The organism is Vibrio sp. B172a, from assembly GCF_030248355.1.
In the GTDB taxonomy this organism is placed as follows: Bacteria; Pseudomonadota; Gammaproteobacteria; order Enterobacterales; family Vibrionaceae; genus Vibrio; species Vibrio owensii.
The window spans coordinates 118,537-133,574 of record NZ_JAHGAC010000006.1; the positions used below are offsets into that span (position 1 = coordinate 118,537).

The following is a 15,038-nucleotide window of genomic DNA, read 5'->3' on the forward strand; positions in this document are numbered from 1 at the left end:
TTCAATCAGTCTTCTAGGCGAGCAATTTCTTCGCCGAATTCACGGATATCTTCAAAGCTGCGGTAAACCGATGCGAAACGGATGTAAGCGACTTTATCCAGCTCTTTCAGTTGATCCATCACTAGATTGCCAATCATCTCACTTGGTACTTCACGTTCACCCGTTGCACGCAGCTGAGACTTAATCATGCTGATTGCAAGCTCGATTGAATCGGCACTAACTGGGCGCTTTTCTAGTGCGCGTTGAATACCACCAACCATTTTATCTTCGTCGAACGGTTCACGGTTGCCGTTAGACTTAATCACTTTCGGCATCACCAATTCGGCCGTTTCAAACGTGGTAAAACGTTCGCTACAAGCCAAACATTGGCGACGGCGACGAACCTGATGGCCGTCCGCAACTAAGCGGGAATCAATTACTTTTGTATCATTCTCAGAACAAAAAGGACAATGCATATCACCTCCAAATAGCATGCGATTGGGGTAGTCCCAAAAGCAAGACTAGTGTAGCGGAATTGCTATGTTAGAGAAAACAAAAAGGGGCATCTCAGCCCCTTTTCAATCAATAACAGACAGTTTCTGTTAACTGCGTGCTAGGTAGTTTGCTTTACCAACCCATTTGTAGCTGGTTAGCTCTTCTAAACCCATTGGACCACGTGCGTGCAGCTTCTGAGTTGATACCGCCACTTCAGCACCCAAACCAAACTGCGCACCGTCAGTGAAGCGTGTAGCTGCGTTTACATAAACCGCTGCGGAACCGACAGAATTGATAAACAATTCTGAGTTCACCAAGCTGTTGGTCATGATCGCATCAGAGTGGCTCGCGTTATGAACACGCATGTGGTCGATCGCTTCTTTCACGTCTGCAACCACTTTCACGCCAAGTGTGTAACTTAGCCATTCCGTATCAAAGTCACCTTCCGCTGCATCACGAATATGTGTTGCTTGAGCCATCAGTGCTTTTGCCTTTGGTTCTGCCACGAAGGTCACTTTATCGTTCATGCGCTCTACGATCATTGGTAGGAATTGCGCCGCAACATCTTCATGTACAAGCAAAGTGTCTAGTGAGTTACATGCAGATGGGCGTTGAACTTTCGAGTTTTCAACTACGTTCAGAGATTTCTCTAAATCCGCAGATTCATCAACGAAGATATGGCTGATACCAAAACCACCAATGATCACCGGAATTGTGCTGTTCTCTTTACACATTTTGTGCAGACCAGCACCACCGCGTGGAATGATCATATCAACGTAATCATCAAGCTTAAGTAGTTGAGAAACCAACTCACGGTCTGGCTTTTCAATGTACTGCACAGAAGCTGCTGGCAAGTTCGCTTTAGCCAATGCTGATTGGATAACTTTCACCAACTCCATGTTAGAGAAGAACGTCTCTTTACCACCGCGTAGGATGCTTGCATTGCCTGTTTTTAGACACAGTGCTGCGATATCGATGGTTACGTTCGGACGCGCTTCGTAAATCACACCGACCACACCCAGTGGTACGCGACGACGAGACAGAGACATGCCGTTTTCTAGCACTTTACTGTCAATTTCGCTGCCCACAGGATCGTTTAGGCTGATCACGTTACGAACGTCATTAGCAATGCCTGTCAAACGCTCTTCGTTAAGTAGAAGACGGTCTAGTAGCGCATCGGTTAGACCCGCTTCACGGCCGAGTTCGATGTCTTTTGCATTTGCAGCCAAAATCGTTGCTGCATTTGCTTCTAGCTCATCAGCGATGATCGCTAGTGCTTGGTTCTTTTGTGCGGTTGACGCTGTCGCCAATTCGAAAGCTGCATCTTTGGCAGCTTTACCCATATTCGTTAAATCCACTTTGCTTCCCTCAATCTATTCTTGAATGACGACAAGATCATCGCGATGAATCACTTCTGAGCCGTAGTCATGACCCAAAATAGAGATGATGTCTTTACTGTGCTTACCGGCAATTTTGGCTAGGTCTTCACTTGAGTAGGCGCTAATACCACGAGCAACCAATTTACCCTGTGCGTTTGTCACACGTGCAACTTCACCACGAGCGAAATCACCACTGACTTTTACAACGCCTTTTGCAAGTAGGCTGCTGCCCTTACCCACAACGGCGTTCACTGCACCATCATCGATAATGATGTCGCCCGATGCCGCAGGACCAGCTAAGATCCAACGTTTACGGTTTTCTAGTGCTTCTGAACAAGGTAAGAAACGCGTGCCTTGTGGCTCCGAACTCAATGAATCGAAGATAACATTTGGCGCACTACCCGCAGCGATAATGACCTCAATACCTGCACGACGAGCAATATCCGCCGCTTGAAGTTTGGTTGCCATACCGCCTGTACCTAGCGTAGTGCCACTACCACCCGCAATTTTACGCAAAGTATCATCGATGGTTTTCACTTCTTTGATCAGCTCAGCATTCGGATCTTTACGTGGGTCTGCGGTAAACAAGCCCTTTTGGTCAGTCAGGAGCAGTAATTTGTCTGCACCACACAAAATCCCCACCAAAGCAGACAAGTTATCGTTGTCACCAACTTTGATTTCGTTTGTCGCAACTGCATCGTTTTCGTTCACGATCGGAATAATGTCGTTTGCTACCAGAGCATTAATGGTGTCACGTGCGTTTAGGAAACGCTCACGATCATCCAAGTCAGCACGAGTTAACAACATCTGACCAATTTTGATGCCATAAATGCCAAACAAAGACTCCCATGTTTGAATCAAGCGGCTCTGGCCAACGGCTGCAAGCAACTGTTTGCTCGCCATCGCGTTGGGCAGTGCGGGGTATCCAAGATGCTCACGGCCTGCTGCAATTGCACCAGACGAAACCATTACTACTGAATGGCCTTGTTTCTTTAGTTCAGCACATTGACGAGCCAGCTCTACCATATGAGCACGGTCTAACGCCAAAGTGCCGCCTGTCAGCACACTTGTACCCAGTTTCACAACGACGGTTTGTGGTTGTGAAATAACTGCATTCTGTTGATTCGTTGTCATGATGTCTTCTGAAATGAAAAACAAATAAAGAGTGAACGTTTTAGCAATCAAATGGGGATTTAACAAGCAGAAAAGGTGCGAAAACGCACCTTTTTGTCTTATAGAGGAAGAAAACAGCCAAATTAGGCGAAATCAAACGATTCTGTGTGATATTCCACTTCCAGTTTGAAATGCTCAGCCACTGTATCGATAAGCTTTTGATGGAAGGTACTCTGAGTGAGGTACACTTCTTCTGTCACCTTATCTGGCAATGGTTCTGAGCTCCAATCCCCTTCTTTGTTGTATTTACCGATGTGGTATTTTGCCGTAAAGCCACCTTCAATGGACTCCAAGTCCATCCACCAGCCCCAAAATTCACGTTTTTCTGGTGACTTTTTATCGTCAACACAGACAGATAGGCAGTCAAAATAGTAATGCCCTTCTTGTGATTGTGGTTCGCGCAGGTAAGGACCTATCGCCTTCAACTTTGACATCAAGCGAAAGTGAGTCGGCCCTTGAGTCGTCTCTGACATAAGAATCTCCGTTTCCATAGTAAGGATATTGAGCTATCCAAGAATGATTATTATTTTTAATTATCATGAGCTTATTTTTTGCTCATCTATATCACTCTTAACTAAATTAGGAGATTTGTCATCTTAATAATTCCTCCTCCAACCACTTTATGGCCAAATCGAGGGATTGCTCATAACCTTTTGTAATTGTCTTGGAACTGATTTTCTTTGCCTGCCCATATTGGCTAAACAGCGCAACCAACTGGTTGTCACTGTGCGGTGAAACAGGGTCGCCTTCTAAGCTCAGCGCAAGAATTGGCACCTTAGTTTTGCGGCTGCTCAAAAAGCCTTGTACCTTCAACGACCACGCCATCATCTGACCTGCCATGCTATTGATGTCCACGGCGCTCTTACCCAAACGAGACGCCAGCAGATCTAAATACATCTTTGGCATCTGCTGCAGTTTCTTCGGTGAGGTAAATAGATCATGCACCGGCGCACCCAATGCTACACACGCTTTGATCTTCTCTTGCTCAACGAAAGAAAGACGAATCATCGCATTGCCGCCGAAGCGGAAACCAATCAAGCCCACCTTATGATGATCAACCCAAGGTAAAGAGAACAACTCATTGAGCACAGCTTGGTGCAGACAACTTGAGTCTTCCGTTAAAGGCCAATGCGAACTGTGGCCGACCGATGGCATATCAATGGTCAACATCGCAATGTCTTTTGGCGCAAGATGGTTACGGAACAAACGCCACATGTCGGTTTGCAAGCTATCCAGTCCCGCACTGACCATGACAACAGGAAGTTGTTTATCTGTGCGTGGAAGGTGTAAGTTCGCGATGATCTTGCGCTTTTGGTAAGGCACTTCGATCTGCTTGATAACGTACTGAGTTTTCTCAGAACCTTCGGTATAAGCTTTGTTTGCCAACACTTGAGCTTGAGCCGCTAAGTTGTCGTTCTTTAAATGTGGGTAGCCCGCAATACTGAAGCACAGTGATGCCGTAAACAGTTCATCAGCAGCCTCTTCTCCCTTCATTTCACCCGCACGGCGCTGGTGTTCCATGCCCAGTTTGATCCATTCAAACGTCCAGTTGCCGCTGTGGTAGCCCATGACAGTGTCGAGCCACTGGTCTTCGGTACGCGAATGCTTGGACGACGCAATCTTAGACAGAACACTTTCCATTTCGATTGGTGACAAACCTTGCCACGCCCATTGAAGGCGTCTTAAGTGGCGATACCAAGCACGGTCGCCATGCTCTTCTCGCTCATCAAGAATCTTTTGGCTGGTCGGCATGTACTGAGTAAGTGCGGAGGTTTCTTTCGCTTGCTTGTGTTTTACAAACAAAGTTTCGGAGAGGTTTTTACTGACGTCTTCTGGCATAGGAAGAACTCTAGGCTGGTTGCGATAGCGTAATAATAATAAAAAAAATGCCCCTATAAAGGGGCATTTCTCAATATTCTTAGTGCAAACTTATTTTTGCTTACGGTTCACTGGCTCAGCAAACTGGATAGACATATCCCAAGGTTGCTCGATCCAAGTGTCTTGAGCGATGTCTACTACGTAATCATCTAGTAGCTCAACACCTGCAGGCTTAGCACATACTGCGATAAGTTTCGCTTTCGGGTACATTTCACGTAGCTTGCGTGCTGTGTCACCGCTATCTACTAGGTCTTCAACGATTAGGAAACCTTCGCCGTCACCTTCTGGTGCTTTAACTACTGTCATATCACGCTGGTGATCGTGGTCGTAGCTAGAGATACAAATAGTATCAACGTGACGAATACCCAGTTCACGCGCTAGGATTGCACCAGGAACTAGACCACCACGGCTTACCGCCCAAATACCTTTCCATTGCTCAGCTGGCATTTGTTTCTCAGCCAGTTCACGGCAGTAAGACTGCATCGCATCCCAAGTGATAATGAATTTTTTACTCATTGTAATAACCTAATAATTTCAAAATATGCATCCCCTCTATCTAGCTGTTGGCGCTGAAATGGACTCAACAAGCTAAACTTTCCACACCAGAGGAAATGGGGGTTTCAAGCTGCGCAAACGATTATTCTACCGAAACCCATGGCTAATACCAACGCTGATATCAAAATTCTCCGCCAATTCCGCAGAAAAACCGAGTTCGGTGAACAATACAAATTAGAAAAGTGGATGAATTTGAATACAAATCCCCCACAAACAAAAAGCCAGTGCGAACTCAAGCTCGCACTGGCTTTTTTCAATCGTTGGAATTAACCGACCATGTATTTCACGATGAAGATAGCAGACATCACCCACACACTCATCGATACTTCACGGCCTTTGCCACTGAACAGTTTGATAGCAGCGTAAGCGATGAAACCTAGCGTGATACCTTCTGCAATCGAGAAAGTAAGAGGCATTACCAAACAAGTAACCACAACTGGTGCAGCTTCTGTTAGGTCACGCCAGTCGATACCAACAAGACCAGAAAGCATTAGGATCGCTACGTAGAACAGCGCACCAGATGTTGCGTAAGCTGGAATCATACCTGCTAGTGGTGAGAACAACAGAGCTAGAAGAAACAATACGCCAACAACCACAGCTGTTAGACCAGTACGACCGCCTGCTGCTACACCAGAAACACTCTCAATGTATGACGTCGTGTTAGATGTACCCAGTAGAGCACCTACTGACGTTGCTGTTGAGTCAGCAAGTAGCGCTTTGTTTAGACGTGGAATGTTGCCGTTCTCGTCAGTTAGACCTGCTTTTTGTGAAACGCCAACTAGCGTGCCTGCAGTGTCGAACAAGTCAACGAATAGGAAAGCAAATACTACCGAGATCATGCCAACTTCGAACAGACCAGAGAAGTCTAGCTGCATGAAGGTTGGTGCAATGCTTGGTGGTGTAGACATGATGCCGCCCCATTGAACGTCACCAAAGATAAGACCAAGAATTGTCACACCCAAAATGGCAATCATAACCGCACCTTTCACACCACGGTGAACCAGCGCGATAGTCATAAAGAAGCCAATAGCCGCAAGTACAGATGGTAGCGAAGTGATGTTACCCATAGAAACTAGCGTTGCTGGGTTATCTACTACGATGCCTGCGTTTTTCAGTGCGATGAACGCAAGGAAAAGACCGATACCTGCAGAGATACCTGTACGAAGAGAAAGTGGAATGGAGTTGATGATCCACTCACGGATCTTGAACACACTCAAGACAATGAATAACAGACCAGAAACAAATACGGCTGCTAGCGCAACTTGCCACGTGTAACCCATACCCAACACAACAGAGTAGGTAAAGAACGCGTTTAAGCCCATACCTGGAGCCTGAGCGATTGGGTAGTTTGCTACTAAGCCCATGATGAAACAGCCAATAGCTGCAGCAAGACACGTCGCAACGAACACGGCACCACGATCCATACCAGTATCCGCAAGGATAGCTGGGTTTACAAAGATGATGTAAGCCATAGTTAGGAAGGTAGTGATACCTGCGATGATCTCAGTGCGCACGTTGGTGCCATTTTCACTAAGTTTAAAGAGCCTTTCGAGCATGATCGAATCCTGTAAAAGGTAAAAAGTAAACGGTTGCGTAATCGATTGGCTCGAATTATAAAGTTATCAAATAACAAATTCCAGATAGAATTTTCACTCTAATAGGATTTTTTTCTTCGGATATGAAACCTATTCGCTAGTGTTTTAAACAGGCTAAACATTTAGGCCTTAATAAACAACGACTAACCGAGTTATGTTCTGTACAACCCAACGTGTACAAACTGAACAATGTATTAAACTTTCAAACGCAAACCTAAGGTTTTGGACGTAAAACACCCACAGAATTGGTCAGGAAATGAAATATGTGGAAGAAGCAGCAGTAGAATGCGCGCTTGGTGGCGAGAAAGTAGCCGAAGTTTGGAATTGCAGATAAAAAAACGCCACTCAATTTGAGTGGCGGTGAATCATGTCAGCACTATGCACTGAAAAAAAATTCCAATTTATAGGGGTGAACAAATTTGTTCGAGTCACATGCGTTGGCTTCAATTAGTAACCAAAGCTTGTTGGGTATACAAAGTTACCGGTGTAAACAGATTTGCTGTTCCAGAACATTGCACTTGGTAAACCTTTCATAAATATCACCTTCTAAATCAATTAATACTGTTAATTTGGTTGATTTCTCGGTTCCTTGGAGGCGATAAACGGACTCATCCTTTGAGCATTTCATTCTTCTCTCAGAAGCTGGTTACAAATATACCACCAAGAAATTTAATTACAAGCATTTTAGTGACCAAAATCACAAAACATTCATAAATTGATCTTCATCAAGAATTAACTGTAATTAAATTACAGTTTAGTAAATTAAAAAATAGCCAAACTTTCAATTCATACTAAGTGCGTTGCATTAGTGTATTGCATTGTGTTCATAATCTGTGACAGTTCTAGGGCAAATCCTTTTCACCACAACTACTAGAACGGCTTTTGTGGTGGTATGCTGATGGCAATTTCAAGCCAATACCGATTAGCATTTACTGCTAAACACTCATTAAATTTACGGTTTAAATTTGGCAAAGCACATCAAAAGGAGTCTTCCGTGTCTGAATTCCATTCTGAAATCAGTACCTTATCACCTACTCCACTTTGGCAGTTTTTCGATAAGATTTGTTCAATTCCTCACCCTTCAAAGCATGAAGAGGCGCTAGCTCAGTACATTGTTACTTGGGCAACAGAGCAAGGTTTTGACGTACGCCGCGATCCAACTGGCAACGTGTTCATTAAGAAGCCTGCTACTCCTGGCATGGAAAACAAGAAAGGCGTGGTTCTTCAAGCGCACATCGACATGGTGCCGCAAAAGAATGAAGATACTGATCACGACTTCACAAAAGATCCTATCCAGCCATACATCGATGGCGAATGGGTAACAGCAAAAGGCACAACACTTGGTGCGGACAACGGCATCGGTATGGCTTCTTGTCTTGCGGTTCTTGCTTCTACTGAAATCAAACACGGCCCTATTGAAGTGCTGCTAACGATTGATGAAGAAGCAGGCATGACTGGCGCATTTGGCCTTGAAGAAGGTTGGCTAGAAGGCGACATCCTTCTAAACACGGATTCAGAGCAAGAAGGCGAAGTCTACATGGGCTGTGCTGGCGGTATCGACGGCGCAATGACATTCGACATCACTCGCGATGCCATTCCAGCAGGCTTTGTTACTCGTCAACTAACGCTAAAAGGCCTTAAAGGTGGTCATTCTGGCTGTGATATCCACACAGGTCGTGGCAACGCAAACAAACTGATTGGTCGTTTCCTTGCTGGTCACGCACAAGAGTTGGATCTTCGTCTTGTTGAGTTCCGTGGTGGTAGCCTACGTAACGCTATTCCTCGTGAAGCATTCGTTACGGTTGCTCTACCAGCAGAAAACCAAGATAAGTTAGCGGAATTGTTCAACTACTACACTGAGCTACTAAAAACTGAGCTTGGTAAAGTTGAAACTGACATTGTAACTTTCAACGAAGAGTTCGCGACTGACGCACAAGTATTTGCAGTTGCAGATCAACAACGTTTCATCGCAGCGCTTAACGCATGTCCAAACGGCGTAATGCGCATGAGTGACGAAGTTGAAGGTGTGGTTGAAACGTCACTTAACGTTGGCGTTATCACAACAGAAGAGAACAAAGTAACCGTACTTTGCCTAATTCGCTCACTGATCGACTCAGGTCGTAGTCAAGTTGAAGGCATGCTTCAGTCTGTAGCTGAACTTGCAGGCGCACAAATCGAATTCTCTGGTGCTTACCCTGGTTGGAAACCAGATGCGGATTCTGAAATCATGGCTATCTTCCGTGATATGTACGAAGGCATCTACGGTCACAAACCAAACATCATGGTTATTCATGCAGGTCTTGAGTGTGGTCTATTCAAAGAACCTTACCCGAACATGGATATGGTTTCTTTCGGTCCAACCATCAAGTTCCCGCACTCTCCAGATGAGAAAGTGAAGATTGATACCGTTCAGCTGTTCTGGGATCAAATGGTTGCACTTCTAGAAGCAATTCCAGAAAAAGCGTAATCCTAACCAGATTCGATAAATACGAAAAAGGGTGCCTCGGCACCCTTTTTTATTGCGAGCTCAGAAAAGTCGCAACTTATGCACGAGTTTGCGCGTATGACGCTAGCTCATCCATAGAAGTCTTAGCAACAACTTCACCATCGATGTAGTAAGTAACAAACTCACCTTCACGAACACCCATTAGTGTCGCTTTTTCACCGTTGTTGTAAGTGATGTCCATTTGAACTGTGTTTTCGTCGATCTGTTGCATTTGACCTTGTTCGATAACACGGTTATTCGTAATAGGACCAACAGGAGCTGTCGTTAGAGACTTATCTAACTGGTGGTTTACGTCGATGTAAGTGTCCATCTTCTTGTCAAAGATGTGTGGCTTACCGTTTAGCGGGTTTTTACCAGTCCAGAACTCTAGCGAGTTGAACACAATGTAGTCAGCCGCAATCGCAACACCGTAAACTGGCGCCATTAGCATGTTTAGACCACCACGAGCGTAACGGTTATCAACGGCTTTCAAGTTGAAGCCCATAACGTAACCCGTTACTGCGTTGCTGCCTACACAGCCAGAAAGAGAAACTGCTACTGCAGTCAGTGCGCCAATTTTAGCGATCGCCTTTTTCATTAAAACCTCTAGTTAAATAGTATTAGGTCAAAAATTCGGCGGGGATAGTAGCGGATAAAAACAAGAGGTAAAAGACAGTTTTTCGCCAAAAAAATATTAGTATTAAATTTAACACAGCCTTATTTTTTTTATGAATGTAACGCATCAAAAATCAAGGCAAGGCTACTCAATCGATACTAGATTTCACCCAATAAACTTACACAAGCCATACATTCGGTGAATTTTTGATCTTTTCAATAAAAATTATTGTTCGTCACATCAAGAAGAATGATTAGTGTGATTTTGAACCAGTTGTTACATTGTTGCTAACGTATTTGACAGAGATGGTTTATGGCCAGAAGTAAAAAAAGCAAAGTATTTGAGCTGCTCGGGCACCAAGTACAACCAGGACAACGACTAGAAACCGAATTTGAAGCGGCACAGCTTTACACGCACTCGCCTCTTTCTATTCCTGTGGAAATTATCCACGGTAAACAGGAAGGCCCTGTTTTAATGGTCAATGCAGCGATCCATGGTGATGAGCTTAATGGCGTAGAGATCGTTCGTCAGATGATCAACCAATTGGATCCAGCCAGACTAAAAGGCACGGTGATTGCGGTTCCTATCGTAAACGTGTTCGGCTTTATCCATAAATCGCGCTACCTTCCAGACCGTCGCGACCTAAACCGCTGCTTCCCGGGCAGTGAGAAGGGTGCATTGGCATCACGTATGGCGCATGGCTTCTTCAATAATATTGCTAAGCGTTGTGACTATATTTTGGATCTTCACACGGGTGCGATTCACCGTACTAACCTACCTCAGATCCGTGCGAACTTGAGCAACCCAGAAACACTACGCATTGCAAAAGCATTTGCGACACCAGTGATCGTAGACTCTGCTCTACGTGACGGTTCTCTTCGTAGTGAAGCTGAAAAGTGCGATATCCCAGTACTGACTTACGAAGCGGGTGAAGCTCTGCGCTTTGACCCATTGTCGATCAGTGCAGGTGTACTAGGTGTGCAACGTGTGATGCAGGCTATCGGCATGCTACGTGCGAGCCGCAAAAAACTACCAGAGCCAATCATCGCAAAATCCACCAGCTGGGTTCGCGCATCGGGCAACGGTATCCTACGTACGGTTGTCAACTTGGGTGATAAAGTAGAAGAAGGCGAGACTCTCGCTTACATCAGCTCGCCTTTAGGTCATGACGAGCTAGAGCTGTTGGCACCAAAAGGCGGTATCGTAATTGGCCAGCAAACACTGCCACTGGTTAACGAAGGTGATGCTATCTTCCACATCGCTTACTTCAAGCAAGATGATGACATGGTTGAGCAAACGGTAGAAAGCTATATTGAGGAGCTGACTGAGTTTGATGTCGACCAAGTGACGACGGGGCAAATCCCACTAGAAACGCAACAATAATTGCGAACTAGCAGAAACCAACTTCCAAGCCCAGATTCCATCTCTGGGCTTTCTTTTGTCGTAAAAGTAGACACTCTCACTATCTAACAGAACAAAAACCAAACAATAATCCAATTTACCGTCAAATAGTGGGTATAAAAGTTTACAGGAAGACCAAAATTCATTGTTGATAATTAATCTCATTATCATTTATTAATCTTTTCAGCATTCATATAATCCTCGCCTCTCAAATTACTATAACAAATGAATATGAAACGATTATCGACCCATCGCTTAAAAGTAAGTCTTGTCTCGCTCGCAGTGCTCAACTCACTTTCTCTCCATGCAGCGGAAAACGCTGACGAAGAACTTGAAGTCATTGGTGTCCACTACGCCAAACCGATTACCGTCGCAGAACCTGCTGAAACCATCATTGATTGGACCCAAATCGAAGAGCAGCAATACTCTAACTTTGCAGCAATGATTGACGCCGTGCCTGGTGCCACGCTTGACGGAGGTGCTCGTTCTGGTGGTGAGCGTATTAACATTCGTGGCTTCGACGACCCGAGTGATATCGCCGTATTCGTTGATGGTGCTCCAATAGGTTTCCAACAATATCGTTACGGTACCTTCTTCTTTGACCCCTTCTTGATTGGTGAAGCGAAAATCATCAAAGGTGCGCACGACTACCGCGCGCTAAACGGCAAATTTGGTGGGTCTATCCGAATCAAAACCAAAAGCGTTGATGACTTGCTCGAGGGCGATCGCAACTTCGGCGTTCGAGCATCAACGGGTTATAACAATAATGGCGATGAGAACTCATACACACTCTCCCTTTATGGCAAAAATGATGCTGGCTTCTACTTCCTAGCTAACGGCTCAGTAAAAGATTCCGACGATATTAAAGTCGGCGGTGGTGAGACGCTGGATTACTCGGGTTACGAGCAAGAGAACATGCTCGTAAAAGTTGGCTATGAAAATGATGACCACGAATTTGAAATCAGCCATACACGCTACCAAGATGAAGGTCGTAAACCATGGGCTAACCGTCGTGGTCAAATGCCAACCATTTCGGATTACAACATCAAAAAATATGGCTCGTTAGAAAAAGCGCAATACGCTTACACGGTCTACAACGAATACAAAGACAATACGACGACAATCTCCTACCACTATATGCCAACCAACCCTTATATTGATTTCAATATCAAATTGGCTCGCTCGGAGAATGACCGCCACTGGGTTCGTCCTGATATCGCTTTCGAGAAAATGTTCGTCTCAGTTGGCAGCTACGGTCATGAATCTTGGCTAAGCTATCAACGCGATTACGTCGACGTATTCAACCAAGCTCAACTTGGTGATCACACACTAGTTACAGGACTTCAGTACCAAAAAACGGATCGTGACTCCTTGGTATTTAACGCTTCTTATGATGATAAAGAAGCAAAAAACTACGGTTGGTATACTCCGTACTATGAACCATCGGGCACTCAGTCTATATACGCGGCCTACATTGCTGACCACTATCAAGCAACCGACCGCCTGACGATTACCCCCTCTCTGCGTTATGAGTACATCACGAGCGAAGGTAAAGGTAACGCGGCGCCAGATTACAATGATCCAGCAGCAGGCCATGATTACAGTGAAACAAGCCATAACGGCTTTAGTCCACGTTTGGATGTCGATTTTGACGCGACCAACAATACTCGTTTGAACTTCTCTTATGCCTACGCCTTAAAAGCTCCAACCGTCGATAACATTTACTCTGTGCAATATGCTCGAGCAACAGCCACAGCGACAGCACGCGATCTCGATGTTTCTCGTATTCATGCTTATCAAGCCAGTGTGATTAATTTGGCCAAAGGATTGGTTGGCGAGCGCGACAATCTTGCAACAGAACTGACATTGTTCTACAACGATGTGAGTGACACTGTTGATATCCGAACTGGTGAAAACTTAGATAAAGACAGCGGTGATATTCAAAGTTGGAGCACAAACCTAGATGGTTTCAAAAACTACGGCTTCGAGTTGATTTCGCAGTACCGCATCGCAGATTTCTATTCTGATTTCTCAGCAAGTTACATTCGCGGTAAAAACAAAGGCAGCCTATCTGACTCTACGGGCTCTGATGATGACTACCCAGGTGTACCACCTCTAAATATTAACCTTGGGTTGGGCTACGAGTGGATTCCGGGTCTTAGAACAGGTTGGGAAGTCCGTTGGTACGATGCACAGACAAAAACCACAGCTGAAGGCGACAACTTAAAAGTCAAATCACCAAGCGAGCAGTACACATTACAAAATGCTTACGTTGTCTGGGATGTACAACAAGTTAAAGGTCTAAGTGTCGGTGCAGTCGTCAATAACCTGACTGATCGCTATTACGAAGCTTACTTGTCGAATGGTGTGCCTTCTCCTGGCCGAGAAGTGAAATTGAATCTGACTTACCAGTACTAATTCGATACTCACCAACCAATAGCAATCTAGCCAAACTCGGAGTAACCGCTTGCTCCGAGTTTTTATTTTTACTCAAAGCCATTTTTAGTACGTTCGCCGATGAAGAATATGACAAGAACACCAAAAGCAAAAACAACGCTTGTTGCAATAAGCCTGTCCTGCGTTGTTACGCCCTGTCTAGCACAACAGAACCTCACTCAATATTTAGAACAACAAAGCAATAATTTATCGCAAGAAGATCATTACTCAGCTCCCGTTGCGGAGAACTTAGATCTTGATGCTAAAGCAGACACAATTGTATGGAAAGACGACCAAACTCCAAGAGATTGTCAGTACGCCAAAGGAGAGGCTACCGAAGCAAAAGATTACGACTACGGTGTGGCAAACAATCTATCGGACGGATTACACAGCATTGATTTACAGCCAGTTCACACTCCTAAAAAGCTGCGAAAAGATCATACCTACAATACCGCGTCATCGGGCAGTTCAGTGAAGTTTTCTGTTTCTTCTGACTGCTTATAACGACACAAATAAAAATGCCCCGAGATAACCTCGGGGCATTTTCAAATTCATAGTCGATGGTATTCAACCATCAAGCACACTGCGATTACTCTTCGTCAGCGTCTGCTTCACGAGCTTGACGAGCTTCTTCTTTGCGAACTTTTGCCGCTAGTTGCTCTGCTTCACGCTCTTGACGTTGTACTGCTTTACGCTCGTTACGAACTACTTGGTTTTGTACAAAACCCGCTAGTTCCTGCTCAGCCCAAGCTTGTGCTTTCTCTTCGCTGTCAAAACCTGTTTCACGTTTTGATACCACTACTTTACGAGAAGTCACCTGACGAGTGATCTCTGCGCTCCAACCGTTACGTTTTTCAGTTACGCGGATAGCAAATTTTGGATTTTTAGCCATTTCTTTCATTTCCTAAGGGATTAATCAGGGATTCGGTCAACTTGATAACTCCATCTAAGCTGAGCTGTTTAACACCATCCCTTGGTAAGCGCGGTATTAGAGCATAAAAGTTACCGGAACGCTGCAAGTTTTTTGCGGGAGACGGGAGACGGGA

13 protein-coding genes are annotated in these 15,038 nt (G+C 44.9%); 4 read left to right on the plus strand and 9 right to left on the minus strand.

The window, feature by feature from the left end; translation table 11 throughout:
* Positions 1-5: 5 nt before the first annotated feature.
* The 7 genes from nrdR to KIT90_RS07960 form a co-directional block, all read right to left on the minus strand.
* Positions 6-455: a transcriptional regulator NrdR gene (gene nrdR, locus KIT90_RS07930; RefSeq protein ID WP_005424846.1), complete on the minus strand. Its 450-nt coding sequence runs from the start codon at positions 453-455 to the stop codon at positions 6-8.
* Positions 456-581: 126 nt separating this feature from the next.
* On the minus strand, positions 582-1,832 hold the full coding sequence (locus tag KIT90_RS07935; protein WP_285376119.1) for a glutamate-5-semialdehyde dehydrogenase: 1,251 nt from the start codon (positions 1,830-1,832) through the stop codon (positions 582-584).
* A 15-nt stretch (positions 1,833-1,847) separates the two neighbouring features.
* Entirely contained in the window at positions 1,848-2,987 is a 1,140-nt protein-coding gene (gene proB, locus KIT90_RS07940; protein ID WP_005440196.1) for a glutamate 5-kinase, read from the minus strand.
* 122 nt (positions 2,988-3,109) lie between these two features.
* Positions 3,110-3,499 (minus strand): sigma factor-binding protein Crl, encoded by a 390-nt coding sequence (gene crl / locus KIT90_RS07945; protein ID WP_054824371.1) that lies wholly within the window; start codon positions 3,497-3,499, stop codon positions 3,110-3,112.
* 118 nt (positions 3,500-3,617) lie between these two features.
* Positions 3,618-4,865, minus strand: a complete 1,248-nt coding sequence (gene frsA / locus KIT90_RS07950) for an esterase FrsA (protein WP_041060356.1) — start codon at positions 4,863-4,865, stop codon at positions 3,618-3,620.
* Positions 4,866-4,955: 90 nt separating this feature from the next.
* Positions 4,956-5,420: an oxytetracycline resistance phosphoribosyltransferase domain-containing protein Tet(34) gene (tet(34), locus tag KIT90_RS07955; protein WP_005440202.1), complete on the minus strand. Its 465-nt coding sequence runs from the start codon at positions 5,418-5,420 to the stop codon at positions 4,956-4,958.
* 305 nt (positions 5,421-5,725) lie between these two features.
* Positions 5,726-7,015, minus strand: a complete 1,290-nt coding sequence (locus KIT90_RS07960; RefSeq protein ID WP_005440204.1) for an NCS2 family permease — start codon at positions 7,013-7,015, stop codon at positions 5,726-5,728.
* Positions 7,016-8,048: 1,033 nt separating this feature from the next.
* Between KIT90_RS07960 and KIT90_RS07965 the strand changes: the two genes are divergently transcribed.
* Positions 8,049-9,521, plus strand: coding sequence for an aminoacyl-histidine dipeptidase (locus tag KIT90_RS07965; protein ID WP_005440207.1), 1,473 nt, complete (start codon positions 8,049-8,051; stop codon positions 9,519-9,521).
* A 76-nt stretch (positions 9,522-9,597) separates the two neighbouring features.
* On the opposite strand, the gene KIT90_RS07970 is transcribed toward KIT90_RS07965, so the two are convergent.
* Positions 9,598-10,137: a DUF3332 domain-containing protein gene (locus tag KIT90_RS07970; protein WP_005440209.1), complete on the minus strand. Its 540-nt coding sequence runs from the start codon at positions 10,135-10,137 to the stop codon at positions 9,598-9,600.
* Between the two features lie 330 nt (positions 10,138-10,467).
* On the opposite strand from KIT90_RS07970, the gene KIT90_RS07975 reads away from it, so the two are divergent.
* The 3 genes from KIT90_RS07975 to KIT90_RS07985 all read left to right on the plus strand — a co-directional run bounded on the left by KIT90_RS07975 (position 10,468) and on the right by KIT90_RS07985 (position 14,496).
* Positions 10,468-11,538 (plus strand): succinylglutamate desuccinylase/aspartoacylase family protein, encoded by a 1,071-nt coding sequence (locus KIT90_RS07975; RefSeq protein WP_285376125.1) that lies wholly within the window; start codon positions 10,468-10,470, stop codon positions 11,536-11,538.
* 249 nt (positions 11,539-11,787) lie between these two features.
* Positions 11,788-13,974 carry a TonB-dependent receptor domain-containing protein gene (locus KIT90_RS07980; RefSeq protein WP_285376127.1) on the plus strand — a complete coding sequence of 729 codons (2,187 nt, stop codon included), beginning with the start codon at positions 11,788-11,790 and terminating at the stop codon, positions 13,972-13,974.
* Between the two features lie 108 nt (positions 13,975-14,082).
* A complete protein-coding gene (locus KIT90_RS07985) occupies positions 14,083-14,496 on the plus strand; it encodes a hypothetical protein (RefSeq protein ID WP_285376128.1) in 414 nt (137 codons plus the stop codon).
* 85 nt (positions 14,497-14,581) lie between these two features.
* On the opposite strand, the gene KIT90_RS07990 is transcribed toward KIT90_RS07985, so the two are convergent.
* Positions 14,582-14,884, minus strand: coding sequence for a DUF3622 domain-containing protein (locus KIT90_RS07990; RefSeq protein WP_009705616.1), 303 nt, complete (start codon positions 14,882-14,884; stop codon positions 14,582-14,584).
* Between the last annotated feature and the right edge of the window lie 154 nt (positions 14,885-15,038).

Coding starts and splice junctions, on each gene's coding strand:
- KIT90_RS07975 (WP_285376125.1), top strand. CDS start 10,468: ATGGCCAGAAGTAAAAAAAGCAAAGTATTTGAGCTGCTCGGGCACCAA.
- nrdR (WP_005424846.1), bottom strand. CDS start 455: ATGCATTGTCCTTTTTGTTCTGAGAATGATACAAAAGTAATTGATTCC.
- crl (WP_054824371.1), bottom strand. CDS start 3,499: ATGTCAGAGACGACTCAAGGGCCGACTCACTTTCGCTTGATGTCAAAG.
- frsA (WP_041060356.1), bottom strand. CDS start 4,865: ATGCCAGAAGACGTCAGTAAAAACCTCTCCGAAACTTTGTTTGTAAAA.
- KIT90_RS07960 (WP_005440204.1), bottom strand. CDS start 7,015: ATGCTCGAAAGGCTCTTTAAACTTAGTGAAAATGGCACCAACGTGCGC.
- KIT90_RS07990 (WP_009705616.1), bottom strand. CDS start 14,884: ATGGCTAAAAATCCAAAATTTGCTATCCGCGTAACTGAAAAACGTAAC.
- KIT90_RS07985 (WP_285376128.1), top strand. CDS start 14,083: ATGACAAGAACACCAAAAGCAAAAACAACGCTTGTTGCAATAAGCCTG.
- proB (WP_005440196.1), bottom strand. CDS start 2,987: ATGACAACGAATCAACAGAATGCAGTTATTTCACAACCACAAACCGTC.
- KIT90_RS07970 (WP_005440209.1), bottom strand. CDS start 10,137: ATGAAAAAGGCGATCGCTAAAATTGGCGCACTGACTGCAGTAGCAGTT.
- KIT90_RS07980 (WP_285376127.1), top strand. CDS start 11,788: ATGAAACGATTATCGACCCATCGCTTAAAAGTAAGTCTTGTCTCGCTC.